This is a genomic window from Anabaena sp. 4-3 (assembly GCF_001597745.1).
In the GTDB taxonomy this organism is placed as follows: domain Bacteria; phylum Cyanobacteriota; class Cyanobacteriia; order Cyanobacteriales; family Nostocaceae; genus Trichormus.
In genome coordinates this window covers 149,118-167,545 of sequence record NZ_LUHJ01000076.1, presented here as the reverse complement: position 1 = coordinate 167,545, position 18,428 = coordinate 149,118, and the positions used below count along the sequence as shown (strand labels likewise).

The following is an 18,428-nucleotide window of genomic DNA, read 5'->3' as shown; positions in this document are numbered from 1 at the left end:
GTCATTAGTCATTAGTCATTAGTCATTAGTCATTAGTCATTAGTCATTAGTCATTAGTCATTAGTTTTCCTCCTCATCTCCCTCATCTCCCTCATCCCCCTCATCTCCCTCATCTCCCTCATCCCCCTCATCTCCCTCATCTCCCTCATCTCCCTCATCCCCCTCATCTCCCTCATCTCCCTCATCCCCAATAACCTTTAAAATACTGACAGATATTTTGAAGTAACCCTTAATTATCGCTAATGACTGAATCAGAAAAGAATACAACCCCCATGAATAGATGATGAGGATTGTTAATTAATTTTGAATTTTGAATTTTGAATTTTGAATTAGGAGCAAAGCGACGTGACTCATTCTACGGATATTGCCACTTTAGCGCGTTGGATGGCTGCTGATTTTAGCAATCAAGCGCAAGCTTTTGAAAATCCACCTTTTTATGCTCATATTCGCGTCTGTATGCGTCCTTTACCTTGGGATGTGTTGTCAGGGGTGGGATTTTTTGTGGAACAAGCTTATGACTATACCCTCAATGACCCTTATCGCTTGCGGGTGCTAAAGTTAGATATAGTAGGCGATCGCATCCACATAGAAAACTACACTGTCAAGCAAGAAGAAAATTTCTACGGTGCATCCCGTGACTTAAAACGACTCCAAACCTTAAACAGCGACCATTTAGAAAAATTACCAGGCTGTAATATGATTGTAGAGTGGACTGGTAATAGCTTCAAAGGTCAAGTAGAACCCGGTAAAGGTTGTATTGTCTTCCGTAAAGGACAAAAAACCTATTTAGATAGCGAGTTTGAAATTAACGAACAGAAATTTATCAGCCTTGACAGAGGACGCGATTTAGAAACTGATGAACATATTTGGGGTTCTGTGGCAGGGCCATTTTACTTCGTGCGTTGGCAAAGTTTCGCGGATGAAGTAGTCATCAACCCCTAAATTCTGATGAACATCACTGAGTAGGGTACATCTTCCCTACTCCCTACCCTCCATTCCCTGCCTCATTCCTAGATTCTGGAATCATCAACCAAAATTTTCCCAGACAAACGAGCCAATTTAGAAAATATCTGATAATATAGTTAATTGTGGATAGGGCGACATAGCCAAGCGGTAAGGCAGAGGTCTGCAAAACCTCCACTCCCCGGTTCAAATCCGGGTGTCGCCTTTAGGTGTACATTAACTAATTATTTGTCACTGTTAACAGATTGATGTCACTGTTAACAGATTTTTTGTCACAACTACAAACGGACACCTATGACACAGGCAGACCTCTGCCTTACCTTTCAACCCACCATAAATCTAGCAAGGCTTTAGCACAAATGCTCAAAGCTTAATATTTAGAAGCTTACTCAACTCAAACTTAATAGAGGGTTGTTGAAAGAGCGATGCCTACGCTTACCTGAAAAAGTGACAGCACTCAACCTGAAATAAGCCTTTAGATGGAAAGGCTTTTAAGTCGCTTCTGTCGTCTTTTTCAACCTATCCAGCTTGAAGGGTTTTTAAAGCACCCAAGGATGCGCTAAACTTTTCCTCTAAGAATCTTTCAACCCTCCTAATTAAGAACGGGGGTTGAAACTGCTCGAATCTTTAACCCCTATCAAAAATAACTAAGGTGGGTTCCTCCTTGGTCGGAGGTGATTCGGTAGCCACCACTGCGGTAAACCCGCACCTCTATTACTGGGGGCGCACCTGATTCCTGTCTACAAGAGACAGCAGCTTCAAGGTGGGCAGCTACTAGGGTCAGAAAGCACGACTGTGTTCCCACAGTCAAACTAACCCAAACTTTTCACAGTTCAGGGGTTGATTACAACATGAACTGCGGCACTATTACTTATTCTATTTTCAAGGTTCAAGTTTTTGTCAATCAACCATTTGGCGTGAATTATAGGCGGCGATAGCCAACTCTTTTGCTTTCTGTTGTGGGCTGCCTCTGATAGGCTGTTTCCCTTGTTCTAGAAAAATTCCAGCTTTAGTCGCTTGAGTTTGAATACACTCAATCAATCTGCCATAACTCCACTGATGGACACTATGCCGATACTGTTTGGCATAATTTTTCTGTGCTTCCAGGCAATCTGGACATTTTTGTTCAGCTATTGCTTGAATTTCACTGTTTACCTGCTCTCGTATATCGCCTAGTTTGGGCAGGACTATGCTATCAGCAGAGTATGTTTGAGCAAGGGCGACAATTTTTTTAGCCAGTAATCTATCTATGTACTGTCCTAACTCAGATTCTTCAAATGGTTTTGGTGAAGCAAATATTTGGGCTATTTGGCGTTTGTGAGATAAAGTTTGTTTTTCTCTTTGCTGTCTGTTTAATAGTTGGTATTTATCCCCAAGTAGCTGTTTGATGCTTTGATAGGTAATCACTTTGTCTGTAATGCCGTCCACTACTGCTACTGTTGCAGGTTTCTTTAGACCAAAGCTAACACCTACCAAAATATGAGATTTACCTTTGTACAAAGGTTGACTCGGACGAAGGAAGGAGTTATTGATTCTAGATAGTGTCGAGTTTTTCTGCTTGATAAATCGTTCTTGTTTGGGGTTGAGATTGCCTTTCGCTTCGGTTCTAGTGATAATTTTGGCGATTTCTTCTGCTCTTTCTTGCTTTACTTGTTCCGTACCTTCAGCTGTCCACAAACGGGTATCCACACAACAGTGGAGAGTTAGACTGTGAACGTTCCAGGGTTCACCCTTAAGCGCGAGTCAGTTTTGAGTGTCAGACATAGTTGCTTGACGATATCAGCAGGGATTTTAGCTTTTTGTCGCCAATTTTCAAGGTCTGGGTGATGACCCAATTGTTCCAGTAACTCGTTAATCAGAGGCGTATTTTGCTCTGCCATTAACTTCCATAAGTATTGGCGGGTAGATGCACTGGCAACCAAACGGCACTGAATTGTGATTTGGCTCATGACACTTTAAACAATATATGTTCAATAATAACATTTTTGTCTTATAAGCAGCCATGTTTAAAATTATTTCATGCAAGAGACATTTTTTACGAGCAAACAAGCGGCTGAAATCACAGGCTGTACCCTGCGTCAGCTCCAGTACTGGCGAGAGAAGGGGGTAATTGTTCCCGTTATCAGTGAAACGGGAACTGGACGTAGTATCTATTACTCAAAAGCCAATTTGGTGGAATTGGCTGTGATGGTATATTTTTTGTCTGCTGGGTTGAGTTTTGATCTGGCTGGTGAAACGGTCAAAACCCTGAAAGACAAAGAGCCGGAGTTGTTTAAATCTGGTCAGGGAAAGCGTTTTATGCTGTTGGGAGCAGTAGGAGAAAAAGCTACCAAAAAAGGAACAGGGCTGATGCTTTCCCTTGTGGAGTTTGACCGAGAAAAAGCGATCGCTTCCGTAGTAGAAGGTAAGCCTGTCATTCCCGTGTGGTTAGATCAGATTTATAGAATATTGGAACAAAAGCTGATAGTCTAATAAAAATGCGATAAAATTAGCGGTGTCAAAGGTGTTGAAAGAATGTGCCAGAAAGAGCATCTCAATCAATACTATATGCTAAATATATCTAATGAGTAGAACAATTAACTTTCAAACTGTTTCTTGGTTTTGGGATCTCTATAATAGAAAACTCCTTGAGCTTGATCCACCTTATCAAAGACGTAGTGTTTGGAATCAAGACTATAAAGATTTTTTTGTTGATACTGTACTTAATGGCTATCCTGCACCTGCAATATTTATATATCAAGAAATTACTCCTGAAGGAGTATCTAAAGTTAGTATAGTTGATGGCAAACAAAGATTGTCTACTTTATTTGAATTTGCAAACAATGAATTTCCTGTGTATGAAAAATCTACGATTGAAAGATTTCGTGGTAAATATTTTAAAGATTTAGATACTGAAGATAAACAAAATTTTTGGAAATATCAGTTTGCTATAGAATATGTACCATCATCTGATGAAAAAATAATTGGTAATATATTTGATCGTATAAATCGTAATGTAATTAAATTAACACCTCAAGAGCTTCGCCATGCAAAGTTTAACGGAGATTTTATTACTACAGTAGAAGAATTAACTAGCTGGATGTTCGAGTATTTAGGTGGAAATTTTCCAACAATTGATCGAAGATCCAAAAAACAAATGAAAGATGTTGAAATGGTTGCTCAATTATTACTTTTTCTAGAAGAAGGTGTTAGAGCTTATAGTCAAGAATATCTTGATAAAGCATTTAGTGATCGAGATATTAATTGGGAAGTAAAACAAGAAATTGAGAATGAATTTCGTAATACAGTTAAATATATTAAAGAGTTATTAGATTCATCACAAGATATAAATTTATCTAAAACAAGATTGAAAAATCAAGCTGACTTTTACTCCTTGTTTGGTGCTATTGCTGAGTTAAATAGTGAAAATGATAATAGATTGATGATATCTAAAGATATTGGTGAAAGAATTAATGATTTTCTGAAAGTAGTAGGAGATTCAGAATTACAGAATCAGTCTAAAGATTCATTAACAGACTATCAAAAAAACGCACTAGACTATTATAACGCTGTTAAGTTTTCATTTACAGATGCAGGTACAAGAAAAACTAGAATTAGAATTATGAAATCCGTAATTCAGGGAAATCTAAACTGATAAGAATCTTAGATGTATGATCTATCCTTCTATACTAGAGCGTAAATATAATGAATATAGTCCTTTTGTTAAAAGACTTGCAGAGACAGTTAAATCAACATTGTTAAATTTTTGTGAAAGCAAAGGATATGCTTTTACTTCGCGCATTAAAACTGTTGAATCTCTTGCGGAAAAAATTGAAACAGGTAGATTTAAAAAATGGTCAGATTTAGACGATTTATTTGCTTGCACTATTATAATACCAACTTTGTCTCATGAAGAAGAAGTGATACAATTTTGCAACAATACTTTTAAGAATATACGAACAGTTAAAAGAGGACAAAATAAAAAAGCACCGGATATTTTTAGGTTTGATTCGACCAGAATATATGCTCAAATCAAAAAAATTGACGCTTTAAATCCAGATAATGAATTAAGTATTTATAATATTACTTTTGAAATTCAAATTAAAAGTGCTTTTGAACACGCTTGGTCAGTTTCAACTCATGATTTAGTATATAAAAGTTCTGAAATAGACTGGAAAAGATTACGTTTAGCAGCACAAATTAAAGCAAACGTTGAACAACTAGATACGCTTATTCTTGCTTTTGAACAAACATCTCTTATTATTCAAGAAAATAATTATCCTGATATAAAAATCAAACGTAAGTTAGCTACTGAAATTAACAAGCTTTTTGAAAACGGTAAAATTCCTAATGAACTACAACCAAAGGACATGAACCGTTTTTGTGATAACTTATATCGTCTTGCTGTCGATGCTAAGAAAGAAAATAATATACCAGAAATTATTGAAAAACTAAAAACAGAAATTCATTCGACTTCACTTAAAAAATTTCCTCGTAGTATTTCATTGTTTCAATATTTCTTTGCTATATTAATACGTAATAAAATCATTGAAATTCCTATAAAAAACTACCATTGCCATATAACAGAAGAATTAACTACTTTATATCCCGATATACAGATAGATAATGATTTTATTTTTCTCTATAGTGAAGATAGTTAGTTTATCAAAAAATTTTCGCCTTTGGCTTAAATCAATATTTAAACACAAGAATCTAACAATAAAAAGGCTTTTGCTTGCTTGTCATCTCCTTAAATGCCATAAAACACCTCTGACACCACCCATCAACCCACAAAGCCGGAACCTTAAACCTTGCTCCACAATTAGGACACTCTGACAATAACCTTAACTGATGCTGCTTACACCCCTGTGTTACCTTCAACTGCCACTCAATTTTGTGACAAGGCGACTCGGCATAACAAGCTGCACACAACCGAATTGGCTCCATCTTCATCCCCATCCCAACAGGTGGTAACATCTGCTCTAACCTATCGGCTTCAACTTCCACCACAATAGCCAACGCTTCCAACTGTTGACGTGAGGGAGGCGGAGTAAACCGAAACTTTTCCCAACGTGCAACAGCACCCCCAATTCCTGCTGCTTTACCTAACCCAGTAGGCGTTAATTCATTCGCTCGTCTAAACCGTCCCAAAAAATGACTCAAACTTTCACCCTGATATGGTTCTACTCGAAACAGCCAGGGTTGGATATCTTCGGCTTTCATTACCTATACTCGCCTGTTACTTCCTTCAAAGTTTCCAAGTCAATTTTTTGTAATCCTTTCTTCAAAGCTCGAATTGCTGCTTCTCTGAGAATCATATCCAACAGCCCAATATAACCCCCCGTTGCTTCACCCAAAGTCTTCAACATTGTCTTGCTGGAAAGATTAGAAGCCACCGAAAGTTGCAAAACTTTCTTTTCCCAGATATCCACAGTCCGCTTAAAATCTTCGCCTGACATCTTGCCAAAGCGATGACAAGCCCGAAAACGGTTATATACCTGCTCATCTCGCTTAATTACAGCATCCAGGCGGTCTGTTCCCACCAAAATCACGGCAATTTCTAACTTGTCAAAAATATCGCGCACCTCTGCAAAGGTTTTCGGTTTCAAACGGTCAGCCTCATCAACAATTAGCATCTCTACGCTGCAACCCTTGAGAACCCGAAACGTGCGATCGCGAATCTCTGCAACTGTGCCTTTTGTTACCTGATACTTCAACTGCTCAAGAATCACCCCAAACAATTCCTTAGCACCACACTCTTGCGGAATTTGAATATAAGCAACAGGCACAGTTGGCGGTTGTCCGGGTTCTTGCTTGGGTTTATGTCTGAGCCTGTAGGCATCACAAGCCATTGTTTTACCTGTTCTTGACTCACCCACAACTCGTCCAGACTGACGTGCTTGACGTTTTCCTTCCAGCCAGTCATGGAGAATCTTAACTTGTTCGAGCGGGACAAAACTTTTACGATTCAATCTTTGAATTTCTGCTTGTAATTTTTCATCAGTGAGGGCAATATCGCCCAATTCTTGGGCGACTGTTTGAGCTTCTTTTAAAGTCATTTTTTAAAATCCGTAATCTTCGCGCATTTGTTCGTAATCAAATACCTCTGGCATCTCCGATTCTTCCTGAGTTTGGGGAGATGCTACTTCTAGCTGTTCTACTTCAACAAGCGATGGTTGTTTGACTTTTTTAAGTTCAATCTGTTCCGATTTTTGACGTTCCTTCTTAGTTGGTTTTTGGTTGACAAAAGTGTCACGCTCCCTGACTTCTGCCAAAATTGAGCGATTGCTAATTGTCTTACCAGCCTCTCGAATCTTGCGACTACTGGCTTTGGCTTCATCTAAAGACAATTGCTCTGTCTCCAAATCTTGAGCAAATGCTCTAGCAACAAACTCCTCCCGATTTCCTTGTTGGCGGTAAACCAATATAGTTGTGATATCTCTAGGGTCAAATCGTAAAATAATACTTTCCCCTGCGTATCCTGCTAAAAGTTCACCTCGATACATGATGTTTTCAAATTGCAGGTAGCCTCCTCTTTGAATCTGCCGTCGTGTTTGTTTCATGAGGCAGATATCCAAATCTCGCTCGGACATGGCATCTGGAACTGCAATCAACCCAGATTCCCAGCGTTGAAATCGAGTTTGATCGCCCATACGGGCATCAATTCGCTGGTTATAGTGATTGACGATATAACGTACCAACTGCTGTTCTAGCTGTCTTAAGGTAAGACAAGCTTCTTTTTCCGCTTCTTCTGGTCGCTCTTGTACATTCGACCCCGTGTATCCTGGTAAATTGGAGAATAATTCGGTGTTAAAGGTCTTAAAAGGACGCTCGACAATACCCCCTTCACTGGGGCGATCGCGTAAATGACATACCATACCTAGTTGTACTGCAATCTGTTGTAAGTGGTTAGAACGGAAATCTTTGCCGCCATCTGTATAAAAATGTTCCGGCAGACCATAAGTACCCCATTCTTGATGGAGTCCATATTCTGAACCATACTGTTTGGGCAAAATGGCATGACGCAACGCCAAAGCGACCACCTGAGAACTAGGTGCGTCATAGCCCAAATTAATACCTATAATGCAACGTGAGTAACTATCTACAACCGTTGTCAACCAGGGACGACCCAGAACTTTGCTATGCTGGTCTACCAATAAAACATCTACACGGGTATGGTCACATTGCCAAACATGGTTACTGTAATCTACAGATAAATCTTTTCCATCACGGGTTTTCATTGCTAGGCGTGACCCCCGCCAACCCGGACTGCGAACGCTTTTAGCTTTCTCTTGCTTCTCAATTAATGGTTGCAAAATGCGGTATACCGTCATGTGAGACGGAGGTTTAACACCAAGTTCATCAGCCCTTGCTCGGACTCTCACAGCTACCTGCTGACGAGTCATTCTTTTACTACCTTTATTGCCTTCCTTGTAGGTTTTTAAGATAAATTCTTGCCAATTCTCGTTAACTCGGTGTTTTCCTTTGTCTGCACGTTGAGTTTGAGTGAGTCCCGCTAACCCTTCTTGCTCCCATTTATCAATCAGTCGCCGCACCGTTCGTACCGATTTACCCAGTTTTACTGCTGCTTGTTGGAGCCTTTGAGTATATGTTGTGCGATCGCTTGCTTCTAGTAGACTTTGAATCACCTCCATTTTTAACTTTGCCTCATCTGTAAGTTCCGAGACAATTACATTTGCTTCGATGATACTGCTGCTTGAGTCTGTGATGCTTGTCTTGGTTGCAGGTATGTCAGAAAAATTAGCGTCCTGCATAAACCTAATTGTTTAATTGAAACATATATGTATATTGTACCTACAGAGTGACATTTAATCTGTTAACTTTTTTAAAATTCAAGAATTTTCCTGTTTCTGTGAAGTGACAGTTAAATTGTGAAATTTCAGGAATTGGACATTTAATTTGTTAATCTACCCAAAATAAGGTTGAGAGAATTGAGCTAATCAAAAACCTGCCATACCCCTTGTTAAGACAGGCTTTGAGCTATTTATCTATTTTGTGACAATATTTTGTTAATTGGACAGATAATTAGTTAATGTAGATTAGGGTTTTACCCTTCGAGGACACCTCAAGAAACATCAAAACCTAATATCTGATAGTCACAGAGTTAGTGCGATCGCCTGTAGTGGGATACTAACAGGATACAGCTATACAACACATCCTCAAAAGCCTAACTACCCCCAATAGAACCTATAGAACCCTAGGTTAACCACCTGGGGTTTATAAGATTTATTGCTTGTGCTAAAGACAGGCGATTTTCTTCATGCTTCTTACCACAACATCACAACCAGTTGAAAAAATCTCTTAATAAGTATAAAGTATAGTCTGGAAACTTTCCCGTCAAATCAGGCTGTAAATATAGATATTACTAGAAAATACCTCGCTGAAATACTTGATAAAACTATAAAAATTAGCAATTAAGATGTTGAACTTGCAAATGTCAAAGAAAGAACAAGCAGCTTACGTCAATGAATATATTTTGCAATTAACTAAAAGATCATGACAAGAGCAACCACAGCATCACCTAGAAACTGGAAAACACCGAAAATATCAGTATTAGGGGGTCTGATTCTGGGAATACTGCTCCTGCTCACTTGCTTAGTGTACAGTGTAACTCTAGGAGCAGCAGAAATACCTATAAACAAGATTCTGGAATCCTTTATTAGCTTTGATGGTTCGTATGAACATTTAATTATTCAGACAGTGAGATTACCGCGATCGCTCATCGCAATTTTAGTAGGAGCAGCCTTAGCCGTCTCCGGGGCATTAATGCAAGGTTTGACACGCAACCCCTTAGCAGATCCGGGAATTTTAGGTATTGAATCAGGGGCAGCACTGGCTGTAGTTGCCACAATTTTTGTGTTTGGCAGTTCGTCCCTGAGTGTTTTAACCATAGTGGCTTTGTTGGGTGCAGCAGCCACAGCAATTTTAGTTTACTGCCTCGGTTCTCTAGGAAAAGGAGGAGCTACCCCACTGAATTTGACAGTAGCAGGGGCGGCACTAACGGCTTTAATTTCTTCCCTCACCACAGCCATTCTGATTGTCAGTCAACGCACATTAGAAGAAATTAGATTTTGGTTAGCTGGTTCATTGTCGGGACGCGATGTCAACATACTCGTACAAGTCCTGCCTTTTGTTGCCATTGGCTTAGTAATAGCTTTTGCTGTGAGCAGACAGATTACTACCATGAGTTTAGGCGAAGATGTCGCCAAAAGCTTAGGACAACAGACAGGCTGGATCAAAATAGTGACAGCTATCAGTGTAATTTTACTAGCGGGAAGTTCAGTGGCAATGGCAGGGCCAATTGGCTTTATTGGTTTAATTGTTCCCCACATCATCCGATTCTTTATTAAAACCGATTACCGTTGGATTTTGCCTTATTCCGCCGTGGTAGGTGCAACTTTATTGTTAATTGCAGACGTTGCTGCCCGTATCTTACTCAAACCCCAGGAATTACCTGTGGGTGTGATGACAGCATTGATTGGTGCGCCCTTTTTTGTCTACTTGGCTAAGTCAAAGGTGAAAAAATGAAGTTGGATTGGCTGATCATCCGTTCCGAGGTGATATCTTGGCGGATCGACCGACGTGTACCACCAATACTGCTATCTCTGATAGTGGCGATTGTGGTAGCAATGGTGATCAATTTAGGACGGGGTGAATATCCTATTTCTGCCGTAGATATCGTTAAAACTGTATTGGGTATAGATACAGGCAACCCAGATCATGCTTTTGTCATTCAGAACCTGCGTCTACCCCGTACCCTTGTCGCTTTCATGGTGGGAATAGCACTGGCTATTTCAGGGACTATCTTTCAAGGCATCACACGCAACCCGCTAGCTGATCCTGGCATTATTGGTATTAATGCTGGGGCAAGTCTAGCAGCCGTCACAGTAATTGTACTAATGCCATTTGCACCTATTTATACGTTGCCTTTATCAGCTTTTGCAGGTGCTTTATTGATGGCTGGTTTAATTTACTTCTTAGCTTGGAACAGAGGCAGTTCCCCGATTCTCTTAATTTTAATGGGTGTAGGTTTGGCGGCGATCGCCAGTGCTGTCACCAGCTTAATGATTACCTTTGGCGATATTTATAACGTCAGTGATGCCTTGGTATGGTTAGCTGGTAGCGTCTACGGACGCACCTGGGAACAAGTCTTTTCCTTCTTACCTTGGTTAATCGTTTTTGTGCCAATGGCGTTGACATTAGCCAGACATTTGAACGCCTTAAATTTGGGAGATGATATTGCTAAAGGTTTAGGGACTCGCGTCGAATGGCAACGGGGTTTACTGGTGCTAGTGGCTGTCGCCTTAGCAGGTGCAGGAGTCGCCACGGCGGGAACGATTGGTTTTGTGGGTTTAATCGCACCCCATTTAGGAAGACAGTTAGTCGGCCCCAACCATGAAGGGTTGATTCCTACATCTGCACTCTTGGGAGGAATGATTGTGGTATTGGCAGACTTAATCGGAAGAACCCTGTTTGCACCTATAGAAATTCCTTGCGGCGTGGTAACTGCTGCTGTCGGCGCGCCTTATTTTATCTATTTGTTAATTCGTAATCGGAAAAAATAGGGAACGAATCAATTCAAAATTGAACATTCAAAATGGTAGCAACTATGAAAGGATTATCAACCAAAGGTCTGTGTTTAGCTTACGATGGTGTGTCAATTATCCGTGACCTAAATTTAGCAATTCCCACCGGAAAAATTAGTGCTTTAGTAGGTGCAAATGGTTGCGGTAAATCAACATTATTACGAGGTTTAGCCAGACTACTCAAACCAGAACACGGTACAGTCTATCTGGATGGGGAATCTATTTTTAATCGTTCCACTAAAGAAGTAGCACAGCAATTGGGAATTTTACCCCAAAGTCCAGTGGCACCGGAAGGATTAACAGTCAGAGACTTGGTAGGACAAGGACGTTATCCTTATCAAAACTGGTTGCAGCAGTGGTCAGAAAAAGATGAAATAATTGTCCAACAGGCACTAGAGATTACAAATTTGTTGGAGTTAGCAGATCGAGCCTTAGACACCTTATCAGGTGGACAAAGACAACGCGCTTGGATTGCAATGGCACTAGCGCAAGATACAGATATTTTACTATTAGATGAACCGACTACTTTTTTAGATTTGGCGCATCAGATAGAAGTTTTAGATTTGTTATATGAATTGAATCAGCATCAGGGAAGAACTATTGTCATGGTGCTACATGATTTAAATCAAGCTTGTCGTTATGCAGATTATCTGGTTGCTGTCAAACAAGGAAGAATTTTCACTGCTGGAGAACCGCAGCAGGTAATGACAGAGGAAATGGTGCAAGAAGTTTTTGGTTTAGAGTGTCGTATTGTTGATGATCCTGTTGTGGGGACACCGATGTGTGTGCCAATAGGACGTAAGGGCGAAATCAAGAGTAAATTCTAGATATAAACTATCAATTAAAAAAAATAAGTAACTTTTTGACCATTATTTGGGCTAAAAGGGGAATAGGCTCAGAAGAATGAACTGGAACTGTCTCCCCATCACCCAATTCTCTCTGTAGAAAACTCAGAACAGCCGATCAAGTCCTGGTTTATGCCTAACTAACTTTCTCAAATCAATCTTTAACCAGACACGATATGACAAGTCCAAGCACTAATGCCATAAATTCCTTATTGCAAATCTTCTCATGATTGTTGTAAATTAACCAGTAATACTTTCTTAGTTAAGAATAATTCGCAATTTATTTACGAAACTTGCCGTTAAAAAATGACCAACATCCTGACGCAAGAGCAAATCAATCAAATTGAACAGGAAACTTTAGAAAAGATAAAAGTATCTTATAATACTAAGGGATTTGATGAAATTCGGACAGTCCGTAATAGTTTGTATGATAGTAATTATCAATTAGTTGAATTTCACCCAGGATTAAGTCTAGAAATTTTTGATGATTATTTCTACCAGCAAGTTAGTAGTCAAGTTGACCACTATGGTAGTTACATACTAACAGCCAAATTTTATTTAGCAGGTAATCATCATGTCATTTGTCCGGGTATTACCGGAGTTAAGGAAAATTACCAAGAAACAGTAGGAAATAATTACTTATTTTACTTACCAGATATTGAAGAAATCGAACAATATTTTGCGGGCGATCGCATCAATTTAATTAGAATTTGTATAGACCTAGACTTCCTTAAATCCTTCATTGACGGACTAGAACATTTACCAAAACAGTTACAGCCTTTCTTAGAAAGCGACTCTCCACCAAGGTTTCACCGTCCAGTCGGTAAAATCACCCTTGCTATGCAGACAGCATTACAGCAAATCCTCAATGTACCCTATCAGGGGATGATACAAAAAATGTATCTCGAAGGCAAGGTACTAGAATTACTGGCTTTGCAACTTGCACAATTAATAGAAGTTGAGGGAAATAAACAACCCTTGATTAATCTCAAAGCTGGTGATGTTGAGAGAATTTATCAAGCTAGAGAAATTTTAACCAAAAACTATGATCATCCACCGTCATTAATTGACTTAGCGAAAAAAGTTGGTATCAACGACAACAAACTCAAGTATGGTTTTCGGGAAATATTCGGTACTACAGTATTTGGTTATTTGCGTGATTATCGCCTAGAAATAGCCCGCAAATTACTACAGGAACAAAAGCAAAATGTCAGAACTGTAGTTAACACCGTTGGTTATGCCAATCAAAGCCACTTTGCAGCCGCATTTAAGCGTAAATTTGGGATTACTCCCCAAGATTGTCGTTTAGGACGATGTTGAGAAAAAACGGTATAAAGTTCACAAAATGATAAAATCTACTTATTACGATAAAATTGCTCATGTTTACGACCAAACTCGTTGGTTAACACAATCCATCGCTGAGGAAGTTGCAGATTTTATTCTTGAATTAGTAGACGCAACACCTGAGACATCTTTTTTAGAACCTGGTATTGGTACAGGCTTGAATGTTATTCCTTTCATCAGACGCGGTTATTCTGTAACGGGAATTGATGTTTCTCAACCTATGCTTGACCAACTAAGGCAAAAACTGTCAGAAATACCTCAAAATTTGAACCTAATTCATGCTGATGCGTCACAACTACCTTTTACAGATAATAGCTTTGATGTTGTGTTAACTGTTCACATGGTTCACGGCATTTCAAATAAGAAAATTTTTCTGGATGATATTGCTCGCGTCTTGAAAACACAAGGTTTCTATCTCAATGCTCAATGGATTACTCCACCTGCACGGATGGAATTTGAGCGTCATTTCCGAGCTATTGTAGCTAAATACGAAGTGGAACAAGCACCGAAGCGTGTCAATAAAGTAATTGAAGAAATCAACGTAGAAGACTATTTTCGTAGCAAAGGTTATCAGTCAAACTATGTGATTGCAAAAGAGTGGACGGTAAGCAACACCGTTGAAGAACTCCTCAGTTTTTTCCAATTACGGGCATACGGTTTATGCTGGCTGGTGTCAGATGAGATATTTCCTCATGTAATGAGAGAGTTTGAAAAATTTTGTATTGAACATTACGGTACGTTGGAAACAGAGTTATCATCTAAAGCCAAGTTTGAGATATGGGCATATACAGCAAGCTAACACTGCATTAGTACAGACGTAATAGAGTTTTGCGGTTATTCGCAAGTGAATGCTTGTAAAAGTGTTATTAACAGCTTTTTATACTCTATTCTCAGCCTACTTGCAGATTCTTGTCAACAATTAATCACACTCTCCCGCTATGGTTCAAAATTCTCCCTCTACTATATAGACTTACACCGTATCAATTACATAAACTCATTCCACAGACAGTTGCAAATAATTTTCAACATTCGACTTGCATTTGTGGAGTGAGGGGTATGGTGTCTCGGCAATCAAAAGAGATTATTTCCGCAGGAATTGTTTTTGCATTCGCATTAATACTTATCCAACCTGCTGCGGCACAAACTACATCAAATCATACCAGTACAGCTAAGTTACTACTGGTACAACAAAATAACAATTCATCTGTAAAAGTTACAGGTGTAAAGGTCAACAATACAGATAAGGGAATTGAAATTATTTTAGAAAGTGCAAACCCAGAAGCACTGCAACCAACCAATAAAAGTACAGAAAATAGTTTTATTGTTGATATCCCTAATGCAGTATTAGCACTACCAGAAGGCAAAGATTTTAACATTGCTAATCCAGTGCAGGGGATTATCTCTGTGAGTGTAAGTCAAGCTGATAATAACACTGTACAGTTAACAGTCACAGGTGAATCTGGTTTACCAGCGGCAGAATTATTTGATGGTGAAGAAGGTTTAATTTTTGAAGTTGTACCTAAAGCTGCAACCACACCACCACCAGAACCGGAACAACCACCACAACCAGAAGAACCAAGAAGCGAAACACCAACAGAACAACCTATTGAATTAGTTGTTACAGGTCAACAAGACACCTACCGAGTTCCTAATGCCTCTACTGGTACAAAAACTGACACTCTAATCCGCGATATTCCTCAAGCAATTCAAGTAATACCAAAGCAAGTCCTTCAGGAACAGCAAGCACAACGTTTAAGTGACGCATTAAAAAATACCGCAGGTGTAATTACTAACTCTTCAGAACGTAATGTATTTGATGGTTTCAACATTCGAGGCTTTGCCAATCGTAATATTATCCGTAATGGATTGAGAGATGACACTAACGTTACTGCTGGTTCTGGAATTGCCAACATTGAGCAGATAGAAGTTCTCAGGGGACCCGCATCGGTTCTTTTTGGTCAAGGTGGAGCAGGGGGTACTGTTAATATTGTCACCAAAAAACCTCTGGAAACACCCTTTTATTCAGTAGAAGGAACAATTGGCGATTACAGTTCATATAGTGGTTCAGTTGATTTAACAGGTCCCCTCAATGATAGTAAAACTCTGTTGTATCGTTTGAATGCTTCCGCTTTTAGTACAGATACCTTTGTAGATTTTGTTGACATTCAGCGTTACTTTATCGCTCCGGTTTTAACTTGGAAAATTGGACAAGATACTCAATTGACTTTTGAAGCAGAGTATTTTGACACACAACAACGCAATGATAGAGGTTTACCTGCAATTGGTACTGTCTTACCAAACCCCAACGGCAAAATACCAAGAAATAGGTTTATAAATGAGCCTTCTATTGATAAGAATAATCGTCAAGTATTGCGAGTAGGCTATGATTTTGAACATCGTTTTAGCCCCAATTGGCAAGTAAAAAATAGTTTTCGTTCTTCATTCCAACGCTCTCAGCAAAATTCAGGTTTTCCTACTTCTTTGTTAGCAGATAATCGCACCTTAGAGCGTGGTACATACAATACAGATGATTCAACTAACGAAAAGTTTCTCTTAGATACGAATGTTGTTGGCAACTTTAAAACAGGGAATATAGAACATAAACTGTTATTGGGTTTTGATTTATCTAGACAGATATTTCAAGGTACTGGGCGGGAATTTGAATTAACTCCTTTGGATTTATTTAATCCTAACTATGGATCTCAAAACATTGGTGCTTTAATAGCTGAATACCCAAATGAGCCTTATACTATAGAAGCTCTAGGGTTTTACTTACAAGATCAAATTGCACTAAGCGATAACTTAAAAATACTGCTTGGTGGACGTTTCGATATTGTTAATCAAAAGTATGACGCATCCGATGATGAATTTGATTCTTTCCAGGAAGATACAGCATTTAGCCCTCGAATTGGTATAGTTTATCAACCTAGTCAATTAGTTTCACTTTATGCTAATTACAGTCGCTCATTTGAGCAAGTAACAGGATCAACTTTTGATAGAGGTTTATTTCAACCAGAGAAAGGCACTCAATATGAAGTAGGTGCTAAATTTGATTGGAATGACAAACTTTCTTCAACAGTTTCTCTATATCAAATTACACGTTCAAATGTGCTTACTTCTGACCCCATAAATGCAAATTTCTCTATCCAGACAGGGAAACAAAGAAGTCGTGGTTTTGAAGTAGATATTGTTGGGGAAATACTACCTGGATGGAAAATAATTGGTGGTTATGCTTACACTGATGCAATAGTGAGCGAAGACAATGATATTCCAGTCGGAAACCGCATTAATAACGTACCAGAACACGCTATTAGTTTGTGGAATACCTATGAAATTCAAAAAGGAAATCTACAAGGTTTAGGTTTTGGTTTAGGTCTTTTTTATGTAGGAGAAAGGGAGGGAGATTTAAACAATACCTTTAGTTTGCCTAGTTATTTACGCACTGATGCAGCATTATTTTATCGCCGAAATAACTTCCGAGCCTCTCTTAACCTACAAAATTTGTTTGATACTGAGTATTTTGAAATGGCTGAAAACCGCTTACGTGTTTTTTACGGCGCACCCCGCGCAGTAAAATTAACATTGGGTTGGGAATTTTAATTTACAAATTGCTCGTAGCGATAGTTATTTTACTTGCAGTGAATCTAATATACAGCCCTAAAATAATTTAAGGGCTGTTTCTTGCCCAAATTCATGGACAAGGCATACAATGATCAGTAAATGGTTGTATCACATAAAATTATCTTTGATAGTAACCCTGACTGTAATATTTCTCAAAGGCTGTTATACTTTTTCCTCTCAAGAAACTTACTCATCAAAAGTCAATTCTCTTACATCAGAATGTCGAAATATTAAACATGAATTAGGAGAAAGCTGTATTCCCATCATTCCCCAAAGGATAATTGTAACTGATCAAGAAAGTTTAGAAATTTTAGTAGCGTTGGGTTTAAAACCAATAGCAGCAACTACAGCAAATCGGGTAGGAAACAAAGCACCTATATTAAAAGAAAAAATTGATAACATTATTGATCTAGGAAAAGAAAGTCAGCCGAATCTTGAAAAAATTGTTAAATTACGTCCTGATTTGATTGTAGGCTATTCTTTGAGTTCTCAAAATTATCAATTATTTTCTCAAATCGCTCCCACAGTTTCCATTGAGTATAAAGAAAATGACTGGAAAGAAACTTTACTACAATTTGGTAAATTAATTAACAAAGCTCAAGAGGCAAAAAAACTCTTAGAAAAATATCATCAAAGAATTGAAAGTCTAAGCTTGAATTTCGCTCAAAAACTGGGAAATACAGAAATTTCTGTCATGCGATTTTACACAACTCTTCAATTTACACAATTTTTGAATGAGTTATCATTTCCTGTCAGCATTTTAGAGGAATTAAAATTATCTATACCCCTAGCACAACGTCAAATTAGTAGTAATGCAAATGTCAGTTATAACAATGTTAGTTTAGAAAGTATAAATTTATTAGAGTCAGACGCAATGTTTATAGCACTAGACCCAGGTTCAGAAGAAAACTTTCAAAAATATCAAAATAGTCCTTTATGGCAAACACTTAATGTAGTTAAAAATAATCGAGTATATACTGTTAACTCAGGTTACTGGATTTTTGGAAATATCCTGTCAGCAAATGCCATTTTAGACGACCTTGTTAAATACTTGTTAGACAGTTTATAA

18 protein-coding genes and 1 tRNA gene are annotated in these 18,428 nt (G+C 38.6%); 13 read left to right on the top strand and 6 right to left on the bottom strand.

Annotated elements, in window-relative coordinates:
• Window positions 1–60: 60 nt before the first annotated feature.
• A complete protein-coding gene (locus A3775_RS24825) occupies window positions 61–267 on the bottom strand; it encodes a hypothetical protein (RefSeq protein ID WP_066426989.1) in 207 nt (68 codons plus the stop codon).
• A 78-nt stretch (window positions 268–345) separates the two neighbouring features.
• Here A3775_RS24825 and A3775_RS22905 point away from each other — a divergent pair, with 78 nt between their 5' ends.
• The 3 genes from A3775_RS22905 to A3775_RS25335 all read left to right on the top strand — a co-directional run bounded on the left by A3775_RS22905 (window position 346) and on the right by A3775_RS25335 (window position 1,337).
• Window positions 346–942: a chromophore lyase CpcT/CpeT gene (locus A3775_RS22905; protein WP_066382034.1), complete on the top strand. Its 597-nt coding sequence runs from the start codon at window positions 346–348 to the stop codon at window positions 940–942.
• 154 nt (window positions 943–1,096) lie between these two features.
• Window positions 1,097–1,168: transfer RNA gene (locus A3775_RS22900), tRNA-Cys, on the top strand.
• 43 nt (window positions 1,169–1,211) lie between these two features.
• Window positions 1,212–1,337, top strand: a complete 126-nt coding sequence (locus A3775_RS25335; protein ID WP_255363879.1) for a hypothetical protein — start codon at window positions 1,212–1,214, stop codon at window positions 1,335–1,337.
• A gap of 526 nt (window positions 1,338–1,863) precedes the next feature.
• Here the strand turns inward: A3775_RS25335 and cas12k are convergent.
• Entirely contained in the window at window positions 1,864–2,652 is a 789-nt protein-coding gene (cas12k, locus tag A3775_RS22895) for a type V CRISPR-associated protein Cas12k (RefSeq protein ID WP_066426987.1), read from the bottom strand.
• Between the two features lie 14 nt (window positions 2,653–2,666).
• Window positions 2,667–2,912: a hypothetical protein gene (locus A3775_RS24820; protein WP_066426986.1), complete on the bottom strand. Its 246-nt coding sequence runs from the start codon at window positions 2,910–2,912 to the stop codon at window positions 2,667–2,669.
• A gap of 70 nt (window positions 2,913–2,982) precedes the next feature.
• Here A3775_RS24820 and A3775_RS22885 point away from each other — a divergent pair, with 70 nt between their 5' ends.
• From A3775_RS22885 to A3775_RS22875, 3 genes are all read left to right on the top strand, one after another.
• On the top strand, window positions 2,983–3,435 hold the full coding sequence (locus A3775_RS22885) for a MerR family transcriptional regulator (RefSeq protein ID WP_066382035.1): 453 nt from the start codon (window positions 2,983–2,985) through the stop codon (window positions 3,433–3,435).
• A gap of 91 nt (window positions 3,436–3,526) precedes the next feature.
• Window positions 3,527–4,597: a DUF262 domain-containing protein gene (locus tag A3775_RS22880; protein WP_066382036.1), complete on the top strand. Its 1,071-nt coding sequence runs from the start codon at window positions 3,527–3,529 to the stop codon at window positions 4,595–4,597.
• 16 nt (window positions 4,598–4,613) lie between these two features.
• Window positions 4,614–5,603, top strand: a complete 990-nt coding sequence (locus A3775_RS22875; protein WP_066426985.1) for a hypothetical protein — start codon at window positions 4,614–4,616, stop codon at window positions 5,601–5,603.
• Between the two features lie 52 nt (window positions 5,604–5,655).
• On the opposite strand, the gene A3775_RS22870 is transcribed toward A3775_RS22875, so the two are convergent.
• From A3775_RS22870 to A3775_RS22860, 3 genes are read right to left on the bottom strand one after another with little or no spacing between them, the layout of a single operon-like run.
• A complete protein-coding gene (locus A3775_RS22870) occupies window positions 5,656–6,165 on the bottom strand; it encodes a TniQ family protein (protein WP_066426983.1) in 510 nt (169 codons plus the stop codon).
• Entirely contained in the window at window positions 6,165–7,001 is an 837-nt protein-coding gene (locus A3775_RS22865; RefSeq protein WP_066426980.1) for a TniB family NTP-binding protein, read from the bottom strand. The genes A3775_RS22870 and A3775_RS22865 overlap by 1 nt, the downstream gene beginning before the upstream one ends.
• Window positions 7,002–7,004: 3 nt before the next feature.
• Window positions 7,005–8,717: a Mu transposase C-terminal domain-containing protein gene (locus tag A3775_RS22860; RefSeq protein ID WP_066426978.1), complete on the bottom strand. Its 1,713-nt coding sequence runs from the start codon at window positions 8,715–8,717 to the stop codon at window positions 7,005–7,007.
• A gap of 742 nt (window positions 8,718–9,459) precedes the next feature.
• Between A3775_RS22860 and A3775_RS22855 the strand changes: the two genes are divergently transcribed.
• The 7 genes from A3775_RS22855 (at window position 9,460) to A3775_RS22825 (ending at window position 18,428) form a co-directional block, all read left to right on the top strand.
• Window positions 9,460–10,491, top strand: coding sequence for an iron ABC transporter permease (locus tag A3775_RS22855; protein WP_066426976.1), 1,032 nt, complete (start codon window positions 9,460–9,462; stop codon window positions 10,489–10,491).
• Entirely contained in the window at window positions 10,488–11,528 is a 1,041-nt protein-coding gene (locus A3775_RS22850) for an iron ABC transporter permease (protein ID WP_066426975.1), read from the top strand. Before A3775_RS22855 ends, A3775_RS22850 begins: the two co-directional genes overlap by 4 nt.
• A gap of 44 nt (window positions 11,529–11,572) precedes the next feature.
• The gene (locus A3775_RS22845) at window positions 11,573–12,376 is read left to right on the top strand and encodes an ABC transporter ATP-binding protein (RefSeq protein ID WP_066427049.1); all 804 of its coding nucleotides are present in this window, start codon (window positions 11,573–11,575) and stop codon (window positions 12,374–12,376) included.
• Window positions 12,377–12,700: 324 nt separating this feature from the next.
• Window positions 12,701–13,714: a helix-turn-helix transcriptional regulator gene (locus tag A3775_RS22840; RefSeq protein WP_066382043.1), complete on the top strand. Its 1,014-nt coding sequence runs from the start codon at window positions 12,701–12,703 to the stop codon at window positions 13,712–13,714.
• 25 nt (window positions 13,715–13,739) lie between these two features.
• Window positions 13,740–14,537, top strand: a complete 798-nt coding sequence (locus A3775_RS22835; protein WP_066382045.1) for a class I SAM-dependent methyltransferase — start codon at window positions 13,740–13,742, stop codon at window positions 14,535–14,537.
• 257 nt (window positions 14,538–14,794) lie between these two features.
• Window positions 14,795–17,338 (top strand): TonB-dependent siderophore receptor, encoded by a 2,544-nt coding sequence (locus A3775_RS22830; RefSeq protein WP_066426973.1) that lies wholly within the window; start codon window positions 14,795–14,797, stop codon window positions 17,336–17,338.
• Between the two features lie 109 nt (window positions 17,339–17,447).
• A complete protein-coding gene (locus tag A3775_RS22825) occupies window positions 17,448–18,428 on the top strand; it encodes an iron-siderophore ABC transporter substrate-binding protein (protein WP_066426971.1) in 981 nt (326 codons plus the stop codon).

Excerpts from the sequence above, each read along its gene's own strand:
- A3775_RS25335 (WP_255363879.1), top strand. The coding sequence starts at position 1,212 with ATGTCACTGTTAACAGATTTTTTGTCACAACTACAAACGGACACCTAT.
- A3775_RS24820 (WP_066426986.1), bottom strand. The coding sequence starts at position 2,912 with ATGAGCCAAATCACAATTCAGTGCCGTTTGGTTGCCAGTGCATCTACC.
- A3775_RS22885 (WP_066382035.1), top strand. The coding sequence starts at position 2,983 with ATGCAAGAGACATTTTTTACGAGCAAACAAGCGGCTGAAATCACAGGC.
- A3775_RS22880 (WP_066382036.1), top strand. The coding sequence starts at position 3,527 with ATGAGTAGAACAATTAACTTTCAAACTGTTTCTTGGTTTTGGGATCTC.
- A3775_RS22875 (WP_066426985.1), top strand. The coding sequence starts at position 4,614 with ATGATCTATCCTTCTATACTAGAGCGTAAATATAATGAATATAGTCCT.
- A3775_RS22870 (WP_066426983.1), bottom strand. The coding sequence starts at position 6,165 with ATGAAAGCCGAAGATATCCAACCCTGGCTGTTTCGAGTAGAACCATAT.
- A3775_RS22865 (WP_066426980.1), bottom strand. The coding sequence starts at position 7,001 with ATGACTTTAAAAGAAGCTCAAACAGTCGCCCAAGAATTGGGCGATATT.
- A3775_RS22860 (WP_066426978.1), bottom strand. The coding sequence starts at position 8,717 with ATGCAGGACGCTAATTTTTCTGACATACCTGCAACCAAGACAAGCATC.
- A3775_RS22855 (WP_066426976.1), top strand. The coding sequence starts at position 9,460 with ATGACAAGAGCAACCACAGCATCACCTAGAAACTGGAAAACACCGAAA.
- A3775_RS22850 (WP_066426975.1), top strand. The coding sequence starts at position 10,488 with ATGAAGTTGGATTGGCTGATCATCCGTTCCGAGGTGATATCTTGGCGG.
- A3775_RS22845 (WP_066427049.1), top strand. The coding sequence starts at position 11,573 with ATGAAAGGATTATCAACCAAAGGTCTGTGTTTAGCTTACGATGGTGTG.
- A3775_RS22840 (WP_066382043.1), top strand. The coding sequence starts at position 12,701 with ATGACCAACATCCTGACGCAAGAGCAAATCAATCAAATTGAACAGGAA.
- A3775_RS22835 (WP_066382045.1), top strand. The coding sequence starts at position 13,740 with ATGATAAAATCTACTTATTACGATAAAATTGCTCATGTTTACGACCAA.
- A3775_RS22830 (WP_066426973.1), top strand. The coding sequence starts at position 14,795 with ATGGTGTCTCGGCAATCAAAAGAGATTATTTCCGCAGGAATTGTTTTT.
- A3775_RS22825 (WP_066426971.1), top strand. The coding sequence starts at position 17,448 with ATGATCAGTAAATGGTTGTATCACATAAAATTATCTTTGATAGTAACC.